This is a genomic window from Arthrobacter sp. 05L421 (assembly GCF_056397785.1).
Genome location: NZ_JBFTOC010000009.1, coordinates 143,957 through 163,422, shown reverse-complemented (window position 1 = coordinate 163,422; position 19,466 = coordinate 143,957). Strand labels below are relative to the sequence as shown.

General features: G+C 68.3%; 13 protein-coding genes. 4 read left to right on the top strand and 9 right to left on the bottom strand.

The genetic code is table 11. The features are described from left to right. Positions 1 to 1,916: DUF222 domain-containing protein (locus AC1DKQ_RS12815; protein WP_476919175.1), on the bottom strand; the 1,916-nt coding region annotated here is incomplete at its 3' end. A gap of 320 nt (positions 1,917 to 2,236) precedes the next feature. Between AC1DKQ_RS12815 and AC1DKQ_RS12810 the strand changes: the two genes are divergently transcribed. After that, positions 2,237 to 2,755, top strand: a complete 519-nt coding sequence (locus AC1DKQ_RS12810; RefSeq protein WP_476884830.1) for a DinB family protein — start codon at positions 2,237 to 2,239, stop codon at positions 2,753 to 2,755. Between the two features lie 101 nt (positions 2,756 to 2,856). Here the strand turns inward: AC1DKQ_RS12810 and AC1DKQ_RS12805 are convergent, their stop codons facing one another. The 4 genes from AC1DKQ_RS12805 to AC1DKQ_RS12790 all read right to left on the bottom strand — a co-directional run bounded on the left by AC1DKQ_RS12805 (position 2,857) and on the right by AC1DKQ_RS12790 (position 10,343). Continuing rightward, a complete protein-coding gene (locus AC1DKQ_RS12805) occupies positions 2,857 to 3,909 on the bottom strand; it encodes a GNAT family N-acetyltransferase (protein ID WP_476919174.1) in 1,053 nt (350 codons plus the stop codon). Positions 3,910 to 3,930: 21 nt separating this feature from the next. After that, positions 3,931 to 7,626 carry a thiol reductant ABC exporter subunit CydD gene (gene cydD / locus AC1DKQ_RS12800; RefSeq protein ID WP_476919173.1) on the bottom strand — a complete coding sequence of 1,232 codons (3,696 nt, stop codon included), beginning with the start codon at positions 7,624 to 7,626 and terminating at the stop codon, positions 3,931 to 3,933. An 8-nt stretch (positions 7,627 to 7,634) separates the two neighbouring features. After that, the gene (cydB, locus tag AC1DKQ_RS12795; RefSeq protein WP_476919172.1) at positions 7,635 to 8,684 is read right to left on the bottom strand and encodes a cytochrome d ubiquinol oxidase subunit II; all 1,050 of its coding nucleotides are present in this window, start codon (positions 8,682 to 8,684) and stop codon (positions 7,635 to 7,637) included. A 63-nt stretch (positions 8,685 to 8,747) separates the two neighbouring features. Continuing rightward, a complete protein-coding gene (locus AC1DKQ_RS12790; RefSeq protein WP_476919171.1) occupies positions 8,748 to 10,343 on the bottom strand; it encodes a cytochrome ubiquinol oxidase subunit I in 1,596 nt (531 codons plus the stop codon). A gap of 320 nt (positions 10,344 to 10,663) precedes the next feature. Between AC1DKQ_RS12790 and AC1DKQ_RS12785 the strand changes: the two genes are divergently transcribed. Together AC1DKQ_RS12785 and AC1DKQ_RS12780 are read left to right on the top strand one after the other, a co-directional pair. Beyond that, entirely contained in the window at positions 10,664 to 11,050 is a 387-nt protein-coding gene (locus AC1DKQ_RS12785) for a BlaI/MecI/CopY family transcriptional regulator (protein ID WP_476884835.1), read from the top strand. 6 nt (positions 11,051 to 11,056) lie between these two features. Further along, on the top strand, positions 11,057 to 12,046 hold the full coding sequence (locus tag AC1DKQ_RS12780) for a M56 family metallopeptidase (protein WP_476884836.1): 990 nt from the start codon (positions 11,057 to 11,059) through the stop codon (positions 12,044 to 12,046). Positions 12,047 to 12,074: 28 nt separating this feature from the next. Here AC1DKQ_RS12780 and AC1DKQ_RS12775 read toward each other — a convergent pair whose 3' ends face one another. Continuing rightward, positions 12,075 to 14,183, bottom strand: a complete 2,109-nt coding sequence (locus tag AC1DKQ_RS12775; protein WP_476884837.1) for a DNA gyrase/topoisomerase IV subunit B — start codon at positions 14,181 to 14,183, stop codon at positions 12,075 to 12,077. Positions 14,184 to 14,434: 251 nt separating this feature from the next. Here AC1DKQ_RS12775 and AC1DKQ_RS12770 point away from each other — a divergent pair, with 251 nt between their 5' ends. Then, positions 14,435 to 14,656: a DUF7455 domain-containing protein gene (locus AC1DKQ_RS12770; protein ID WP_026266251.1), complete on the top strand. Its 222-nt coding sequence runs from the start codon at positions 14,435 to 14,437 to the stop codon at positions 14,654 to 14,656. A 261-nt stretch (positions 14,657 to 14,917) separates the two neighbouring features. On the opposite strand, the gene AC1DKQ_RS12765 is transcribed toward AC1DKQ_RS12770, so the two are convergent. The 3 genes from AC1DKQ_RS12765 to AC1DKQ_RS12755 form a co-directional block, all read right to left on the bottom strand. Then, complete coding sequence (locus AC1DKQ_RS12765; protein WP_476884838.1) at positions 14,918 to 16,252, bottom strand: RNA polymerase sigma factor; 1,335 nt, start codon at positions 16,250 to 16,252, stop codon at positions 14,918 to 14,920. A gap of 282 nt (positions 16,253 to 16,534) precedes the next feature. Further along, a complete protein-coding gene (locus tag AC1DKQ_RS12760; RefSeq protein ID WP_476919170.1) occupies positions 16,535 to 18,319 on the bottom strand; it encodes a DUF4192 family protein in 1,785 nt (594 codons plus the stop codon). A gap of 211 nt (positions 18,320 to 18,530) precedes the next feature. After that, complete coding sequence (locus tag AC1DKQ_RS12755) at positions 18,531 to 19,406, bottom strand: hypothetical protein (RefSeq protein WP_476919169.1); 876 nt, start codon at positions 19,404 to 19,406, stop codon at positions 18,531 to 18,533. Positions 19,407 to 19,466: the final 60 nt, after the last annotated feature.

The window sequence follows — 19,466 nt, the reverse complement described above, 5'->3', positions numbered from 1 at the left end:
CACCAGGGCGCGGGGATGGTGCAGCCGGGGAAGGCGCAGCCCCGGTCCCGGGCGGTGAGGGCCTTGCGGATGTGCGGCGGGAAGACCCGGGAGGCCCGGCCGATGTCCAGGACCTGGCCCCCGCCGCCGAGGAGGACCGGGATGATGTCCGCGTCGCAGGCCAGCTTCCGGATGGTGGAGGCGGTGACGGGCCCGGTGAACAGCAGCGACCCGGTGCCCGCCAGACTTGGTGAGTGGCGGAATCCTGCGGGGGTGGTCTCCGGCGCAGCGCCGGTGCTGTCCTGGAGCCGGGTGAGCAGGTCGCGGTAGTCGATGGTGGCCATGACCTGCGGGCGGAGCCCGCCGGCGGCGGGCAGGGTTCCGGCCGCGAGAGCGGCCTTGCAGGCGCCGACCAGGCCGTCGAGCAGCTTCTGCGGCCGGGAGCGGAGATCCAGGGCGGGCAGCGCGGGGTCCTCTTGATCTTCCGCGGGCTGATTGCCGGGGCCGGGCAGGTCCTCCGGTGCTGGGCCGGCAGGCGAACCAGCCCCCGCCGGATCGGCGTCGGCGGCACCGGATACACAGGCCGAGACCCGGGCGGAGGCGGCACTGACCGAACCCTGAACGGCGCCTGCAGCCCACTCGTTTCCGGCGACGGAACCCGCACCGGAGGTCGCGTCTGCGGGCCATCCAACACCGAAGGCTGTGTCTGCGTCCCAGCCGTCGCTGACGGCAGAACCGGTGGCGGTGGCAGTGGCTGTGGCGGCAGACCCCTCCCCAGAGGCCGCGTGTGCGGTCCACCCAACACCGGAAGCTGTGTCTGCGGCCCAGCCATCGCCGAAGGCAGTGGCTCCGACGGCAGCACCTCCGGCGGTAGCCATCGCCGCGGGCCCGCCGCCCGTTCCGGCCGCCGGGGAGGGTCCGCCGTTGCCGGTGCGGGGGTTGGTGGCGGTGTTCATGACGGTGAGGAGGTGTTCGAACTGTTCGGTGGTCGCGTAGATCTCGAGGTGGTGCAGGCCGTGGCGCCGGCGGCGGATGAAGGCGCCCTGGAGTTGGCGGAGCAGTTCCTCGGAGGGTTCGGCGCCGTCCTGGTCCAGCGCGTCGGCCCAGCTGCGGGCGACGCGGACGAGGAAGTCGGCGTCGTTCTCGGCGGCCGTGCGGGTCAGGGCGTGTTCCATCCGGGCCGCGGCGTCCGGGTCGCAGAGCGGCCGGACCCGCTCGAGTGCGACGGCGATGACGGTCGCGGCCCGGGAGGCGACCTCGCCGGCCGCGACGGCCGCGGCGAGCTCCCGGTGCACGGGCGGCGCCGGCCGGCCGGCGAGTCCCTCCCGGGGCAGCAGGGACTCGGCGAGGGAGAGCCGGCGCCGTGCCTCCGCGGCGCCGATCCGCAGCCGCGCCCGCAGAAATTCCGCGGTGTTCCGGTATCCGTCATCCAGAACCGACGCCGGCACGGCCGACGCATCAGCCGCCGCCGTCGACCCGGACGCACCAGCCGCGGTCTCGTCAGCCGCCGCCGTGGCGGATGCGGTCGCCGCCGCGGCCGCCGCGGTGGTGCCGGCAAGCCCGGCGGCTCCGGATCCGCCGGTCTGCCAGCCGGCGGGGCTCTCGCGCCAGCCCGTGGTCCACGAGGTGGCCGCCCCAGCGGCAACGCCGGCGCCGGCGGCGGACTGCTTCCTCGTCCGGTCCACGGCCGCGGCCCCGACCAGCTGCAGATACTCCATAATCCGTGAGATCTCCTCCACGCGTCCGGCGAAGTCCGACGCGGCCCGGAATCCCCACGATCCCGCGTCCTCCACCGCCGTCACACTCACCGCCTGCAGCGCAGCCAGCGCGGCAGCAACCCCGTCCAAGCCGGCCGCCGCGTCCACACCGGATTGCCGGACCTGGGCTGCGCCCCGGTCCGTGTCCTCGCAAGCAATGAAATCCCTGACGGCTTCCATGACCTGAATCTACTCAGGGGGTCCGACACTAATAGTGAGCCCTGGTTAGTGAGTACCTGGCAACGACGGCGATACCGCCCCGACCGCGGGTTTGTCGCCAGCAAGATCCGCGGCAAGTCGACTGCGGTGAACGCGGCGGCCACGTAGACGTGAGCTCCTAGGAGCCTGTTTGACGAGTCCCATTACCGTCTTGCCTGCCCACCCGGCCGGTGTGCCCTTCGTGTTCCACTGCAGGCCACCCAGGGTCGCAACTGCGCAACCCTCTGGCTGCCGCAAAGAGTTGGGATGCCCGGCGGGACAAATGCACCTACACTGCTGGAATGCCTATCAATCCGGATACCAAGGACTGGACCTGGGTCCTGTCACGGCCCTGCCCAGAGTGCGGTTTCGATGCCTCCGCTGCGACTCCGGCCACGGCGCCGGGGATGGTCACCAGCATGCTCCCGCGGTGGCGGGCGGCCCTGCGACGGCCGGACGCGGCGGAACGCCCCAATGAGGCCACGTGGTCCGTCCTCGAGTACGGCTGCCACGTCCGGGACGTCTTCACCTTGTTCGATCACCGTCTGTCCCTCATGCTGACCGAAGACGATGCCCGGTTCGATGACTGGGACCAGGACAAAGCGGCGATCGAGAAGGACTACGCTAACGCCGACCCAGCCGAGGTCGCCGCCGAGTTAACCGCCGAGGGCGAGCAGATCGCCGCGTCCTTCGCTCGAGTCCCGGAAGAGGATTGGGACCGCAAGGGGACCCGGAGCAACGGCTCCGTGTTTACTGTCCTGACCTTCGCGCAGTACTTCCTGCACGACGTCGTCCATCACCTCCACGATGTGGACGGCTAGCACCCAGACGGTTCGCCCCCGGACGGCTAGCGCCTGGCCGCAGCCACACAGCTGGCACGCCGGCAAGTCAACGGTCTGCTAAGTAAGGCTGTCCCGGCCGCCTACGGCGCCGCCGGTTGGAGATCCTTGTCCCACGCCATGCTCCGGTTTACCGCTGTATAGCCCATTTTTAGGTAGAGCGCGAGGGCTCCGGTCGGGTTCTCCGAATCGACGTCCAGCGAGGCCACGTCCATGCCCGCGGCGGCGAAGCGGCGCAGGGCATCGGCCAGGAGCACCTGAGCGATGCCCCGCCCGCGGAATTCCCGCCGGACTCCGAGCAGCACCGTGTACCCCTCGCGGAATCCCCGGCTCAGCGCGGCGTCGGCGTCGTGGGTGGCCAGCTGGTAGCCGGCCACCGTGCCGGTGGAACGGTCCAGTACGACGCCGCTCAGGTCCGGCCGGGCCTGCGGGTCATTCACCACAAAGCCCCAGGCCTCCTCGTCGCGGGGTTCGCTGCCCCAGTGGTCCCGGAACGCCGCGTTGTGTGCCAGCCGCACCGGCTCATGCAGGGCCGGTCCAAAAGTCACGAACTCCAGCCCGGAGTCCAGACCGGCCTCGGGCACAGCCTGGTTCAGCGGCCGATGCATCTCGTTGTAATAGCGGACAATGCGAAAGCCGGAGCCGGCGAACAACGCAGCCTGGTGCTGGTGCTGCTGCTCCATGTAGAGCCGCAGCCTGGGGCGCGGGACCGCGGTCCGCGCGCCGCCGGTCTCGTCGGCATTCTCCGCCGTCAGTGCGTCCTCTGCGAAGCGTTCCCTGGTCCGTTGTTCCATCCAGCCCAGCAGCCCGGTGCCGATCCCGCTCCCCTGCCACTCAGGGTCAACGCAGCCGGAGCCGTTCGCCTTGTCACCGTCGCGGTTCTTGGTGATCCGGCCGTACGCCCGGGCAACGCCCTCCGCGTCGAATCCCAGGATGCTGTTCGACGCCACGGGGTTGTTCTTCGAGTCCATGATCTGTTCCAGATCTGCCCGGCGCTCAAACCAGACGGGCTGCTCGACGGCGGCGGTCCGGGCGATCAGACCGGCCCAGGCGTCGAGGTCCCTGGGCTCCGCTGCCCGCCAGGAGAGCCGGGGATCGAGTGCGGGCCGGGGCTGGAACTCGCCGTTTTGGTTCATGGCAACAGGCTAATAGGAGGGCTACCCCCGCGCCAGCACGGCCGCCGGCGCCGGCCCCTCGCCCGCGGCGCCCGAGGCAGCCGCGGCGTCCAGGTCAAGTCTGGTGTCCGCGGCGTCGATATCGTTCGGGTTGTGGGTGACAAGGACAACGGTCCGGTCGCGCAGCCCGTCCCGCAGTTCGGCGAGCATGAGCCTGCCTGATTCCGCATCGAGGTGCGCCGTAGGTTCGTCGAGCAAGATGACATCGGCCCCGGTCATGAGCGTGCGCGCAACGGCCAGGCGCGTTCGCTCCCCACCGCTGAGGAATGCCCCACCCGGGCCGATCCGGGTGTCCAATCCGTCCTCAAGCCGGGCCAGCAGCGGACCGAGTCCGACGGCGTCGAGTGCAACGCGCATCTGCTCGTCGCCTCCGGCCACAGCGGCCTTGCCGGCCCGCGCCGCATCCCCGGACCCGGTCGCGGCAGCGTCCGTGCGGGCGGGTGCGGGTTCCGGCACGGGTTCCGGCTCCGGCCGCGCCAGGAGGAGGTTGCCGCGGATGGTGGAGTCGAACAAGTGTGCCTCCTGCGGGCACCAGGCGGCGCGTCCGCCCAGGTACAGGTGGCCGCTGGCCGCCGGTAGGAACCCCAGGATCGCGGCCAGCAGGGTCGACTTGCCAGAGCCGGAGGCGCCGGTGACGGCCAACCAGCGCCCGGGCCCGGCCTCGGCCGTGAGTCCGGTAAAGACGGTGCCGCCGCCCGGCCAGGCAACGGCGAGGTCCACCAGTTCGATCCCTGGCCCGCCGTCGGGCCGTGAGGCCACGGACACCAAGCCTCCGGCAGCGGCGTCGTCGCACTGCGACGGCTCCAGGACGCCTGCCTCGCTGATCCGCCGCATGACGGCGCGCAACGCCGGGTACTGCCGCACAGCCGTGGTGATCGCCCCGTACGGGTCCACCAGGGCAAGCTGAACAAGGACGACGACGGCGACCGTCGCTGGTTCGACCGCGCCGCTCAGAGCGAGCGGGGCGGCCAGCAATGCGCTGGCCAGGGCGGCTCCGGCGCAGGCCAGGACAGTCAAGGCCTGGCCCAGTCCTTCCGCCCAGGCTGAGCGCTGTGAGGCAGCAGTCGCGGCCCGGTCTGCCCGGCCTATCGCGCCTAGCACAGGGGCGCTCACGCCGTTCGCGTGGAGTTCTGCGCGGGCGTCCAGGGCGGCGGCCACGTGACGGAGCACTCCGGAGCGGAGTCTTTGTTCGGTGCCGGCAGACATGCGGTCGGCGGCCAACGCCAGTGCAGGGGCAACCACAATGCTCAGCAGCGCTGCTACGCCCACAGCGGGCAGCGCCGCGGGAAGCAGCAATCCGATCCCGCACACTGCGGCCGCGGCGACAGCTAGGGCAGTCACGGGCGGCAGCACGACGCGGGGCAGGAGCTCGCGGACAGTGTCGACGTCGTCCACCACCGTGCCCAGGACGTTGCCGCCCTGCAGCAGCCGGCGCAATGACAGTGCCCGTCGGCTCAGCGACTCCCACAACCGGCCACGGAGCCGGGTCAGTGCGGCAAACACGGCGTCATGCAACAGCAGCCGTTCGGCGTACCGCAGGCACGCCCGGCCGACGCCGAAGAACCGCACGCCGACGATGGCAGTGAGCAGAAAGAGGATGGGCGGCTGCTCGCTGGCGCGGATGATCAGCCAGCCGGACAGCCCGGCGAGGGCGACGGCGAAGAGCGCCGCCAAAGTGCCTACGGCCCCAGCGGCGGCAAACCGACCCATTACAGGGGCCAGCAGGCGACGCAACTGGGAGGTGACTGAGCCGGCCGAGCCGGACGAGCCGACTGAGCCCGCTGAGCCCGCCAAGCCGGCCGAGCCGACGGTCACGGCAGGCGCGGCGCCAGCCTCCGGGCGGCCCGGCGTCGGGATCGGTGTCACGCTCGGGCTCGGCGGCGCGCTCGGGCTCGGCGGCGCGGCACCCGCAACAGAAGGCTGCCGGATTGCCGCGGCCTGGACGTCCACATCTGCCCGGTCAGATGCCGGCCAAGGCGTGACGGCGTCCGAATGTTCGATCCCGTGCCCGCTTCCGCGCGGGGCCACCGCGACGAGTGTGTCGGCAAGCTCACGGGTCTGCAGGTCGTGTGCGACGAGCAGAACAGTGACCTGTCCGCGGAGCCCGGCGAGGGCCCGATTGACCAATGTGGCCGATGCCCGGTCCAGGTGGGCCGTGGGTTCATCCAGGAGCAGCACGCTGGCGCCGGCTTCGATCCGCGCCAGCCCGCGGGCCAGGGCCACCCGCCTCAGCTCCCCCGGGCTCAGCTCGGACGGGTGCTTGGCGGCCAAGTGCTCCGCGCCCACGGCTGCGAGGCACCGTTGCGCCGCCGCGTCGCTGTCAGCGCTGGCCGACGTGCCGCGGGCAGTGCCCGCCGCGGCGTCGCCTGCACCGCCGGCCGGAGCACTGTCCGCACCGTAGGTGGGAACGCCGAGGTACAGGCGGATCTCGTCCAGCACCGTGGACGCCACCATGACGGGGTGCTGTGGCACCCACGCGACGTCCGCCGTCGTGAATCCTCCCAGGCGTCCGGACACGACGGTTCCCGTGCCCGTCCCGATGGTCCCCGCTAGGACGCCGAGCACGGTGCTCTTGCCGGCGCCGCTGGCCCCGTCGAGTGCCGTGATCCGGCCGGCGGCGGCGGTGAAGCTCAGTGGGCCGACGGCGGCGTCCGTGCGACCGCCGAACCGAACGGTCAGCCCGCCCACGGTGACCTCAGGCGGGCCACCAGCGGGTCCGGCGGCCGGCGCCGGGGTCAGCGGCGTGGCTCCCGGGTCCGCGAGGACCTCATTGGTTTCGGCGAGCGCTGCCCGGCCGTCGTCGCTGGCGTGGTGCGCGGTGCCAAGCTCGCGGAGCGGCAGGTAGCAGTCGGGAGCCAGAATGAGCGCAAGCAGCCCTGCCTCCAGCGCCATGTCGCCGTGAACCAGGCGGACGCCGATGAACACGGCAACCACCGCCACGGAAATGGTTGAGATGAGTTCCAGGGCCAGGGCGGAGAGGAAGGCCGTGCGCAAAGTCCCCATGGTCCGGGAACGGTATTCCTCGGACATGTCCTCGAGTGCCTGGCGCTGGGCGGCGGCCCGGCCCAGGCCGACGAGCACGGGCAAACCTTTGGCGAGCTCGATCATGTGGCCGGAGAGCCGTGCCAGTGCGGACTGGGCTTCCCTGACGCGTTCCTCTGTGTACCGCCCGATCAGGACCATGAACAGCGGCACCAGCGGCACCGTCAGCACGATCACCACGGCGCTGATCCAGTCGGCGAACAGGATGCGGGCCCCCAGCAGCAGCGGGATGGCCGCACAGTTCACCAGCGCCGGCAGGTACTGGGTGTAGTAGTTGTCCAGGGCATCCAGCCCCCGGGTGGCCAGGACGGCGAGGCCGCCGTCGGCGGGCCCGGACGCGCGCGTTCCGTTCCTAAGTGCCTGCTCGAGAAGTTGACTACGCAATTCCTCCTTCACCCCGAGCGCCGCCCGGCGCGAGGCCACCGTCTGGGCCCACACGGTCAGTGACCGCAGCACGGCCCCGGCCACGCCCAGAACCAGTTGGTCTGCCCATGCGGGGTCATGCGCCGCGAGCCCGGCGAGCATTGATGCCACAGCCTGGGCCATCAGCACCAGGGACAGCGCCTTCAGGGCGGCCAGCAGGCCCAGCAGGTAGAGCGCGGAACGGGTCGCAGGGCCGGAAGGGAACGGTCTCATCAGCGAAGTTAGTCCTTCGGTGCCAGGGCTTTGGCGGCGATCGCGGGAAGGAAGCTGTGCGCCTCCGGGATGTGCGCCGCGCTCACCCGGCGCCGGAATACCCAGTACGTCCAGGCCTGGTAGGCCAGGACCAGCGGCAGCCCGATGCAGGCCACAATGCTCATCAGGCCCAGGGTGTAGTCCGAGGACGAGGCGTTGGAGATTGTCAGGTTGAACGCGGGATTCAGGGTGGACGGAAGCACCACTGGGAAGGCTGCACCGAAGATGGACGCGCTGCCGAGCAGGAGGAACACCCCCAGTGACATGAAGGCACGGCCCTCGGCACCCTTGCGGGCGAAATTCCATGACAGGCCTGCCGCGACGACGGCGGCCACGACGGCGGCGATGGTCCAGGCTTCGCCGCTGAGCAGCTGGAGGCTCACCGCCCAGCCGGCCATGGGCAGCAGCAGCACGGGCAGCAACCGGACGAACCAGGCCCGCGCCCGGTGGCGGACTTCGCCGTCGGTCTTCAGCGCCAGGAACCCGAGCCCGTGCAGGAGGGAGAACCCGACGACGGCGAACCCGCCGAGCAGTGCGTAGCCGCTGAACCAGGCGAACGGGCCGCCCTCGCGGTCACCGTTGGCATCCAGCGGCAGTCCCGTGGTGGTCAGGGCCAGTGCCGCGCCGACGCCGAAGGCCGCGACGAACGACCCTGCCGAGATGGCCCAGTCCCAGCGGGCGCGCCACCGGGGGTTGTCCACCTTGCCGCGGTACTCGAAGGCGACGGCACGGAAGATGAGCGCCACGAGGACCAGCAGCAGCGGCAGGTACAGCGCAGAGAACAGGGAGGCGTACCACAGCGGGAAGGCCGCGAACGTGGCGCCGCCGGCGGTCAGGAGCCAAACCTCGTTGCCGTCCCAGACCGGGCCGATCGTGTTGATCAGGACGCGGCGCTCCGTGTTGTCCCGGGCGAATACCTTAAACAGCATCCCGACGCCAAGGTCGAAGCCCTCAAGAAAGAGGTAGCCCGTCCACAACACCGCGATGGCGACGAACCAGATGGTGGGTAGCAGTTCCATGCTGAGAATCCTCTGCGCTTTTCCGTGTGGGGTTGCTGGGTAGGTGGGTTGCTGGGCCGGCGCCTAGTAGGCGAAGGCCAGAACGTCGTCGTCGGGTTTGCCCGGACCGCCCCGCGGGGTTTTGTCCTCGTTCTCGTCGGCGGGGGCGTGCACCAGTTCCGGCATGGCCGAGGCCACGCCACCGCGGATGTACTTGACCAAGAGCTTGACCTCCACCACCAGCAGCACCGCATAGATGCTGGTCAGGACCACGAGGGAGGTCAGGATCTCGCCGGCCGAGACCCCTGGCGAGACGGCCGCGGCCGTGAACATAAACACCTGATCGACTCCGCTGGGGTCCGGATTCGGGGCCACCACGAACGGCTGGCGGCCCATCTCGGTGAAGATCCAGCCCGCGGCGTTGGCCCCGAACGGTGCGAGAATGCCAAACACCGCCAGGCGCATGAGTCCGCGGGAGGCCGGCACGGTTCCCTTGCGGGTGGCCCACAGTGCCAGCAGGGCGGCGAGGGCGGCCACACCGCCGAAGCCGATCATCATCCGGAAGCCCCAGTAGGTGACTTCCATGACGGGCACGTACTGGATTTGCTGACCGGCGCGGTCCCCGTAGATGGGGTTGTTCGGCAAAGTGGTGCCGTACTTGGACTGGTACTCGCCCAGCAGGCTGTTGACGCCCTTGACCTCCGTGGTGAAGTCACCCTTGGCCAAGAAGGACAGAATGCCGGGAACCTCGATCACGGCCACGATGTCGTCGCAGTTCTTGGAACCGACGTTGCCGATGCTAAGGACCGAGAAGCCGGTGCCGTCGTGGCAGGCGGCCTCGGCGGCGGCCATCTTCATGGGCTGCTGCTCGAACATGAGCTTGCCCTGCAGGTCCCCGGTGACGGCGGTGCCCGCGAAGGAAATCATGGCGACGACGGCGCCGATCCGCAGGGAGCGGATCCAGACGGTGTGGTCGCTGCGGTCCCGGCCCAGGATGCCGGGGGCTTCGCCGGGAATTACCTTGCCGTCGGCCCCGATCGTGTCAATGCCGTCGTGGCGGCGACGCCAGAGGTGGTACCAGGCGATGCCGAGGAGGAAGCCCCCAGCGACGGCGAGGGCACCGAAAAGGGTGTGCGGGACGGCGACGAGGGCGGTGTTGTTGGTGAAGACCGCCCATGCGTCGGTCATGACGGGCCGGCCGTTGACCATTTGGACACCGACAGGGTGCTGCATCCAGCTGTTGGCAACAATGATGAAGTAGGCCGAGAAGACGGAGCCAATGACGGCGACCCAAAGGCAGGCCAAGTGGACGCCGGGTTTGAGTTGCTTCCAGCCGAAGATCCACAGGCCCAGGAACGTTGACTCGACGAAGAAGGCCAGGAGCGCTTCCATGGCCAGCGGGGCGCCGAACACATCACCGACAAAGCGGCTGTATTCACTCCAGGCCATGCCGAACTGGAACTCCTGCACGATTCCGGTGGCGACGCCCATGATGAAGTTGATCAGGAAGAGCTTGCCCCAGAACTTGGTCATGCGCAGATATTCCGGCTTGCCAGTGCGGTACCAGAACGTCTGGATCACAGCCACCACCAGCCCGAGGCCGATCGTGAGCGGCACCATCATGAAGTGGTAGACCGTCGTGATACCGAATTGCCAGCGTGCGATTTCCAAGGCGTCCAAGGCAGTCCCTACTTTTGGCTAGGCTCGAGCAACTTCTACGTGGCGTAGAAGTATGTCTTCTACAGAGTGTAGAACACATCGGCGCTTCCCTGTAACTCAGGCTCCCACGGCGCGTCACGGCCCGCAATGGCCGAACGGCCCCCAGCTCAGGGCCCCGAAGCGGCAGCCCGACACGCCGAAAGGCCGTGTTCTACTTCATGTAGAAAGAATGCGCAAAACGCGGTAAATTTGTAACTGAAGTGTTCACATACACCGCACCGGCAGGCACCAGCTTTTTCCCAGCACGACGCCGGCGCGGCAGTCATAGAAGGATGTATGCAATGGCAAGTCTCGGTGAACTGGAACGGGCAGTGATGGATCTGCTCTGGGCAGGCCAAGAAGCTGCGACGGCCAACACGTTGCGGGACCTCCTCGCACAGAGCACCCATCCCCAGGACGGCACCGCAGGGCACGTGGGCAAGGACCTCGCCGTCACCACCGTGCTGACCGTACTCTCGCGCCTAGAGCGCAAGGGCCTTGTGGAACGCGAACGCGGCACCCGCCCGCACCGCTACCAAGCCGTCTCGAGCCGCGCGGACCACACTGCGGAGCTCATGCACGAGGTCCTCGGCTCCGCCCCGGACCGCGAGGCAGTCTTGGCCCGGTTCATTGGTTCCGTCACGGACAACGAAGCAGAAACCCTGCGCAAGCTTTTGGGCCACAGCTAGCGCCCGATGTTCTGGACCTCATATTTTCTGGCGGTCCTGGCGATAGCATTGGCGTGGCCGGTGCCTATCCTCCTCTCCCGTGCCCAGTGGCCGGCCCGCTCCCCCTTCACGGCAATGCTGCTGTGGCAGGCGATCGCCCTCGCCGGCGGCCTGTCCATGATCGGCGCCATGCTGGTCTATGGGCTCGAGCCGGTCGGGGACAACCTGGTATCCGGCCTGCGGGCCCTGGCAGGGATGGTCTTCAACAATGCCCCCACCACTGAGCTGGGCTTTTGGCACATATTTGCGCTCTCGACCGCCGCCCTGCTGACGGCGCACCTCGTTTTCACCCTGCTGCTGACTTACTACAAGATCCAGCGCCAGCGCCGGCGCCACCGCGAACTGCTGGACCTTCTGGCCTCACCGTCCTCCGACGGCCCGCGGACCATGGTCCTGAACGTGGACTCGCCCGTGGCCTACTGCCTGCCCGGCGGCGCACGGTCCGTGACAGTTCTCTCCGACGGGCTCATGGCCGCCCTGGAGCCCGACGAGCTCCGCGCTGTGCTGATTCACGAGAACGCGCACCTTAGCCAGCGCCACCACCTGCTGCTGTGGGCATTCGCAGCGTGGCGCCAAGCCCTGCCGTGGCTCCCCACCACCCGGCTCGCGCAGGAATCGGTCAACTCCCTGATCGAAATGCTGGCCGACGACGTCGCGCTCAAGACGGAGACCAAGGCGACTCTGATCAAGGCGATTGCCATCGTGGCCAGCGGCTCCCCGGCCGCCCCGGCGGCACGCCTGGCGTTCGGCGAGCCCGGCCTATCGGACGTCGACCCCAGCCAGCCCGGCGCCACCGGGGGCACGGGTTCGGCGGGTACCACGGCGTCCCGCGTCAGCCGACTGCTCTCGCCCCGGCCGCCGCTGGCGGAACCGCTGCGGGCCGCCGTCCTAGCCTGCTGCGCGCTGCTGCTGGCCGTGCCGACGGCCTTGTTGCTCGTCCCGGGCCTCCTCGGCTAGGGCCGGGTCCCTGCCGACCGGCGGGACGTCAGGCGTCGATGCGCTCCCGGTCCAGGTTTGCGGCGCCTGCGATGATGAAGTCCTTGCGCGGCGCCACGTCCGAGCCCATGAGGAGGTCGAAGGTCTCTTCGGCCTGCTTGGCGTTCTCGATCCCGACCTTGCGGAGGGTCCGGTGACGCGGGTCCATGGTGGTTTCGGCCAGCTGCTCTGCGTCCATCTCACCCAGGCCCTTGTAGCGCTGGATCGGTTCCTTGTAGCGCTTGCCCTCTTTGGCGAGCCGCGCCAGCAGGACGTGGAGCTCGGCCTCGGAGTAGGTGTAGATCATCTCGTTGGCCTTCTGGCCGGCGTTGACCACCTCTACCCGGTGCAGCGGCGGGACGGCGGCGAAGACGCGTCCCTCGTCGATCATCGGGCGCATGTAGCGGAAGAAGAGCGTCAGGAGCAGGGTCCGGATGTGGGCGCCGTCGACGTCGGCGTCGGTCATCAGGATCACTTTGCCGTACCGGGCGGCGTTGATGTCGAACGTGCGGCCGGAGCCGGCTCCCACCACCTGGATCAGGGCCGCGCACTCGGCGTTGGAGAGCATGTCCCCCACTGAGGCCTTCTGGACGTTGAGGATCTTGCCGCGGATCGGCAGGAGCGCCTGGAAGTCGGAGGACCTCGCCAGCTTGGCGGTTCCGAGTGCGGAGTCACCTTCCACGATGAATAGTTCGGAGCGTCCGACGTCGTCCGTGCGGCAGTCGGCGAGCTTGGTGGGCATGGAGGACGTTTCCAGCGCGTTCTTCCGGCGCTGGGTTTCCTTGTGAACCCGCGCCGAAATGCGGGACTTCATCTCGCTGACGATTTTTTCCAGCAGCAGCGCGGACTGCGCCTTATCGTTGCGGTTTGCGGACGTCAGCTTGGCGCTGATCTCCTGTTCCACCACCTTGGCCACGATGGCCCGCACCGCCGACGTGCCCAGGATTTCCTTGGTCTGGCCCTCGAACTGCGGTTCGGCCAGCCGCACCGTCAGGACTGCGGTCAGGCCGGCGAAGATGTCGTCTTTTTCGATCTTGTCGTTGCCGGCCTTGAGCTTGCGGGCGTTGGTCTCCACGGCCTTGCGGAACGTCTTGAGCAGGGCCTGCTCGAAGCCGGACTGGTGGGTGCCGCCCTTGGGCGTGGAAATGATGTTGACGAAGGTGCGGACCGTACTGTCGTAGCCGATCCCCCAGCGCAGCGCGACGTCGACCTCACAGTCGCGCTCGACCTCCGCGAGCTGACTGTGGCCCTTTTCGTCGATGACGGGGACGGTTTCCTTGAATTTTCCGGCACCGTGGAGCCGCCAGATGTCCGTCACGGCCGGGTCCGCGGCGAGGAAGTCGACAAACTCGGAGATGCCCCCGTCGTGGTGGAAGACCTCCTCATGAGGGCCGGATTCGCCGGGAGTGCCGGCAACCCTGCGTTCATCCCGGACCGTGAGCTTCAGTCCGGGGACCAGGAACGAGGTCTGGCGGGCACGTGCGGCGAGGTCATCGTAGGAGAATTTGGCGTCGGGGGTGAAGATCTGCCGGTCCGCCCAGTAGCGGATCCGGGTTCCGGTCACGCCGCGCTTGGCCTTCCCAACGACGTCCAGCACGGAGCCGTCGATGAAGGGTTCGAAGAGCGTCGCGGGGTCCGGCTTGGTGCCCGGATCCTTGAACCGGCCAGGCTCCCCCCGGCGGAAGGACATCTTGTAGGTCTTGCCGCCGCGGTCCACTTCGACGTCCAGGCGTGCCGAGAGCGCGTTGACCACGGAGGCACCCACGCCGTGCAGGCCGCCGGAAGCGGTGTAGGACCCGCCACCGAACTTTCCACCGGCGTGCAGTTTGGTGAAAACCACCTCGACGCCGGTCAGCCCGGTTTTCGGTTCGACGTCCACCGGAACGCCACGGCCGTCGTCGTGGATCTCCACCGAATTGTCCGCATGCAGGATGATCTTGATGTCGTGGCCGAACCCCGCCAGGGCCTCGTCGACGGAGTTGTCGATGATTTCCCAGAGGCAGTGCATGAGTCCCCGGGAGTCCGTGGAGCCGATGTACATGCCCGGGCGCTTACGGACGGCCTCGAGGCCCTCCAGCACAGAGAGGTGCCGGGCGGTGTAATCAGAACTGGGTGCCACGGGTCGTGAACTCCTTAAAGGATCGGGGCCGCCCCCGCTGCGTGCGCAGGCGGGCAGTCACAGAATTTGACGCTCTTCCTAGGTTAGTCGGACTCGCGGCCATCGACGGTTTGCCACTCCCCGCAGGGACTCTCCGGCCAGTCGCCGTTATTGAGACGTGATACGCGGACAGCGAAAGTTGGCCATCCGTTCCATGGTTTGGCCACGAATGCTGGTTATATGGGTATACCGATCTACTAAGGAGGCCGAACATGACAACAGCAGTTGCGGACCGCACACTGACCGCCGCAGACCGGTGCGATCGTTGCGGAGCACAGGCATATGTCCGAGTTGTTCTCGGTGCCTCCGGCGGTGAGCTTCTTTTCTGCGGCCACCACGCACGCGCCGTAGAGCCGACACTCAAGCCGCTCAGCTCAGACTGGCATGACGAGACTGACCGCCTTCACCAGAAGGCCCCGGTTCCGGTCGACTAGACCGCAACGCCGGTTTCGCTTTGGCGCCTTACAGGGTGCCGGGCGACTTGAGACCACTGCATCAGGGTCCCTCCATATCGGAGGGGCCCTGATTCGTTAAGGGATGTTTTTCCGTGGGCCACCTGCGCGAAGCAGCGTGGCGGAACTAGGAGCACCTGCGGCATTAACTGCAACGCGGGGCCACTTCCTGCCCGTTCCTCCGGTGAGGACGGGCGGGAGGTGACCCCGCGTTGCTGCGAACTTCGCCTGGCCTGTGGGCGCTTAGTCCAGGTAGTCGCGCAGGACCTGTGAGCGCGACGGGTGCCGCAGCTTGGACATGGTCTTGGATTCGATCTGCCGGATGCGCTCGCGCGTCACGCCGTAGACCTTGCCGATTTCGTCTAAAGTCTTCGGCTGACCGTCGGTGAGGCCGAACCGCATTGCGACTACACCGGCTTCACGCTCGGACAACGTGTCCAGCACCGAGTGCAGCTGTTCCTGCAGCAGGGTGAAGCTCACGGCATCTGCGGGAACCACAGCTTCGGAGTCCTCGATGAGGTCGCCGAACTCGGAGTCGCCGTCCTCGCCAAGCGGGGTGTGCAGCGAGATGGGCTCGCGGCCGTACTTCTGGACCTCCACGACCTTTTCCGGAGTCATGTCCAGCTCGAGGGCCAGCTCCTCCGGCGTGGGTTCGCGGCCGAGGTCCTGCAGCATCTGGCGCTGGACGCGGGCCAGCTTGTTGATGACTTCCACCATGTGCACCGGGATGCGGATGGTGCGGGCCTGGTCGGCCATGGCCCGGGTGATCGCCTGGCGGATCCACCAGGTGGCGTAGGTGGAGAACTTGAAGCCCTTGGTGTAGTCGAACTTCTCGACCGCACGGATCAGGCCCAGGTTGCCTTCCTGGATCAGGTCCAGGAACAGCATGCCGCGGCCGGTGTAGCGCTTGGCCAGCGAGACGACGAGGCGGAGGTTGGCCTCCAGCAGGTGGTTCTTGGCACGCTTGCCGTCGTGGATGACGAACTCGAGCTCACGCTTGAGCTTCGGATCCATGGTGCCGTCGTCGGCGGCGATTTTCTCCTCGGCGAAGAGCCCGGCCTCGATGCGGAGGGCCAGGTCCACTTCCTGCTCGGCGTTCAGCAGGGCGACCTTGCCGATCTGCTTCAGGTAGTCCTTGACGGGGTCGGCGGTAGCGCCGGCGGACATGACCTGCTGCACGGGGGCGTCGTCGTCGTCGGCATCGGAGTACACGAAGCCGGTGCCGGTGGTGGCCGCGGCCTTGCCGGCGACTTCTTCGCCTTCTACTTCGTCGCCGAGCTCGGCGGCGTCGGGTGTGATGTCGTCGAGATCTTCTTCGTTGTCGGCGTCATCGTCAGAGGTACTGGCTGAGCCGGCGGCTTCTGCCGCGGCTTTGGCGCCGGGCTTAGGCCCGCGCTTCTTGGGCTCAGGCTTGGCGACTCCGGTTGCGGTGTCGCCACCCTCGGCGGAAGCGGCGTCCTTGACAGCCTTGTTGGCTGCGCGCGTGGCGGCGCGCTTGGCGTTGGTCGCCGCCTTCTTCTCCTCAGGGGACAATTCGGCCTGGTCGGCGGGTTCCTTCTTCGCGGAAGACGGGGTCACTGAAAACCTTTCTAGCTGCGGTCTGCGGAATCACCATACGGGCAACACCACTATGACCCTGTCAAGTCCGTGTTCAACATCAGGTGCAACCACGACCAGCAGAGCCACTAAGTAGAACTGCTGGAATGGCCTTAATGTTCCCTGTTTCCAGGGAACATTTAGGGCACTTGATACACGGACCCAACCGGGTCGCGGCAACCATTGTCTCACGGTTTTTTCCCTGAGTGCCTTTCGGGACGCCGGGTCCACCAATTGCCGCAGCTTCCGCGCCTCGTCAGTCACTCATGCGGCGTCAGGCGCAAATTTCTGCCAGGCGGCCTCACGCCTGGCGGCCCAGCCGCAAAGGGTACCGCGCCGGCCAAGCTCTGCCAGCAGTTCGGCGAGCCTGTACCCCGGGTGCTCCTGCAAGGCCTGCCGGTACAGGGCGTCGGCGTAGGAGCCGCGGCCACGGCACCATTCGATCCAGCCGCGTGCTGTCAAGGCGGCCGCGGTTGACTCGCCGTCGCCCAGAGCGCCGAGCCGCACCAAGACCCGCTCGAGCCCGACCATCATGGCCCAATCCGGGACCGATGGCGCCAGTCCGAGCAAGACTTCCCCGTAACCGGGGACCGCTTCGACAACCGGCGCGGCGCCGGCAGCGAACACGCCGACGGCCGGCGTCTCCGGCAGCGGCGTTCCCCTGACCGACGGGAAACGAGAAGCCGGACCGGACAAGCGATCGGGCAGGCGATCGGAAGAGCCATCCGCTGTACGGCCAGCTGCGCGGCCGGATGTGCGGCCGGCTGTGCGACCGGAAATTGGCCCTGACAGTGGACGAGGCGTCGGTCTGAGACCTGAGCCGGACATGGAGCCGGTCAAGGCGCCGGGACCGGCCTCTGTGTCGAACATGCCGAAGTCCTCGGCGCCGAATTCGGCCGCGGTTCGTCCGGCTGCCGCCATGACGAGCACAGCGTCCCGCCATGACGGAATGCACAGACTGGCCCGGAGGTAGCCGGCCAGTTCGGGTGAGAGCTGAAGTGGCAGGACCGCGGTCCTGGGATCGGAGCTATTGAGATCGGTTTTACGGGGACCGAGGTTCCCTGCTGGGCGGTTCCCTGTGTCGGGCGTCCCGGCGGGGTGTTTCCCGGCTTCGGGCGCCCCGGCGGGGTGGTTCCCGGCGTCGGGCGTCCCCGCGGGGTGGATCCCTGCTGCGTGGTTGTCGGCGTCGGGCGCCCCGGCATCCGGGGCGCTGGCCCGAGGAGCCTGGCTACTCGGGGCGCCCGGTGCGAGGCCAGACGGATGCTCGAAGCCAGTGGCGGCCTGCATGGCCATCGTCCAAACATCGAGGACCTGGTCAAATTGGGCCCGGTCCCGCCGACGCGGGGCGAATTGCTCCGCCCAGCCGCACTCGGCCGCGCGGACGGCGGGGTCCACAGGAAGCGGCGCCGGATTGGCCCCTTGCGCGCCGGGGACGGCGCCGACGCTGCTGCCGCGGTAAACCATCTCGGCGTTGAGCCTGCTGTTCCTGATCTCCTCGATCGGCCGGCCGGGTGTCCCGCAGCACTCCGGATCATCGCAGTACGCGTTGCGCCAGAACTCAGCGCCGATCATCCAAGCATCCCTCAAGGGCAATCCGGCTGCCTCGAGGGCAAGCTCGAGTTCCTTGAGCAGGGCGGCCCACGCTTGGCCGCCGCGGCGGCTGTCCGCATCGGCGTCGGTGAAAAAGGCCAGCAACGAACCGTCGGCCGCTTCGTCCGCCTGCAGGTAGGCCACGACATTGCGTGCGAAGTCCGCTAGCGGATCCCTCCGGCCGGAGCCGGAGCCGCGCTTGGGGACTGCCCTCCCGCGCCCGCCGGCACCGGAGCCCCCGCCGCCGCCGCTCGCTCCCCCACCGACGGCCCCACCGGCCCCGTGTGCGGCGCCGCCGCCTCCGGGCACGGGGAGGTCCACCCGCAGCGTGGCTCCGAGCCGCTTGCCTTGCAGGGTCATGGCCACGAGGCTGTTTTCCGGCCAGTAGCCGAGGGAGTGCGGGATGAAGCCCAGGATGTCTTCGGGGCCAGTGATTCTCAAGTGATCGGGAGCTGTCATGAACCCAGCTTCGCGGCGGCCGCGTCCCCGCGGCAGTCCCAGACTGCGCTATGTGGATAACCGCGTGCGGACCAACATGTCTCCTAGGCCCACAGTGAGCCAGTTCCGCCGATCGAAGCGCACCCAATCAGGCGACACGGGCACGACGGGCCGGGGCCCTGCCACCCGCGAATACTGACAGGAATCCGCACCGTTGAAGTGGCAATGCCGACTATTTTGCGGTTCCCTTCAACGCTGCCACGTTGGCGTCGGCCATCCGGCGAATCTCTTTGACCTTTGCGATCTGTGGTGCCAGTTCCTGCATGCGGGTTGTCAGGTACTTGTCGAGGACCTTGTCCAGGGCGGCGTGGAAGCCGGTCCTCTCTCGGCAGACCGCGTCGGTCACAGCGATTCTGAACTCTTCCTGGCCGCCTGCGGCTTTTCCTGCCTTTGCTGCCTGCTGCGGGTTCGCAAAGGAGGCGTAGGGGGTTTCCCTCATGCAGGCCGCCCAGGCAGTGACGGCGTTGTCGATTCCTGAGTCGCCGGATGCGGACAGGCTGGCCGGGAAGAACCAGTTATTGGCGATGCCGGTGGCGAGCATGTAGTGTTCGGCGCTGCCATAGATCTGTGTCATGGCTTCGCCGCGGCATCCCCCGGAGGACGTTCCCATCCCGTCGACGGTGGTCATTGGCGCGGCGTGCCCGGGCCCGCTAAGGGCATGGGTGAAGTCCGGGTCGGCGAAGAGTTTGCCGTCTGTGGACCCTGGGGCTGGCTCGTGGGGTCCTTGCGAACCGGTGCTGGCGTAGCCGCTGGCTTTGGCAGCCTCGACCGAGAGCCGTTTGAAACCGATGGCCCCGTTGAGGTCCAGCGTGGTCGCGGAGCCGGGCGGCGTGTAATCGAAGCCGGCATTGGCCATGCAGAGCCGGACAGCCTCCTGCATCCCTTTTTCGGCAATCGGATCCGCTGAGGCGTAAGCCTCGGCCTGCCGGACGATCCCTGGCACCGGCTCCGGCGATGCGGTAACCGACGCTGCCGGGATCGTGGCCGCGACCAGCGCGGTGCCGGTGCCGAGGATCAGGACGGCAGCGCCGAAGAACTTCTTTTTCATGGTGGCTCCTTCGGTTGTTTTGGGCAGTGCAGTGGCTGGCCTTCGCTGTGCGCGAAGGCC

Excerpts from the sequence above, each read along its gene's own strand:
- AC1DKQ_RS12810 (WP_476884830.1), top strand. The coding sequence starts at position 2,237 with ATGCCTATCAATCCGGATACCAAGGACTGGACCTGGGTCCTGTCACGG.
- AC1DKQ_RS12805 (WP_476919174.1), bottom strand. The coding sequence starts at position 3,909 with ATGAACCAAAACGGCGAGTTCCAGCCCCGGCCCGCACTCGATCCCCGG.
- cydD (WP_476919173.1), bottom strand. The coding sequence starts at position 7,626 with ATGAGACCGTTCCCTTCCGGCCCTGCGACCCGTTCCGCGCTCTACCTG.
- cydB (WP_476919172.1), bottom strand. The coding sequence starts at position 8,684 with ATGGAACTGCTACCCACCATCTGGTTCGTCGCCATCGCGGTGTTGTGG.
- AC1DKQ_RS12785 (WP_476884835.1), top strand. The coding sequence starts at position 10,664 with ATGGCAAGTCTCGGTGAACTGGAACGGGCAGTGATGGATCTGCTCTGG.
- AC1DKQ_RS12780 (WP_476884836.1), top strand. The coding sequence starts at position 11,057 with ATGTTCTGGACCTCATATTTTCTGGCGGTCCTGGCGATAGCATTGGCG.
- AC1DKQ_RS12770 (WP_026266251.1), top strand. The coding sequence starts at position 14,435 with ATGACAACAGCAGTTGCGGACCGCACACTGACCGCCGCAGACCGGTGC.
- AC1DKQ_RS12760 (WP_476919170.1), bottom strand. The coding sequence starts at position 18,319 with ATGACAGCTCCCGATCACTTGAGAATCACTGGCCCCGAAGACATCCTG.
- AC1DKQ_RS12755 (WP_476919169.1), bottom strand. The coding sequence starts at position 19,406 with ATGAAAAAGAAGTTCTTCGGCGCTGCCGTCCTGATCCTCGGCACCGGC.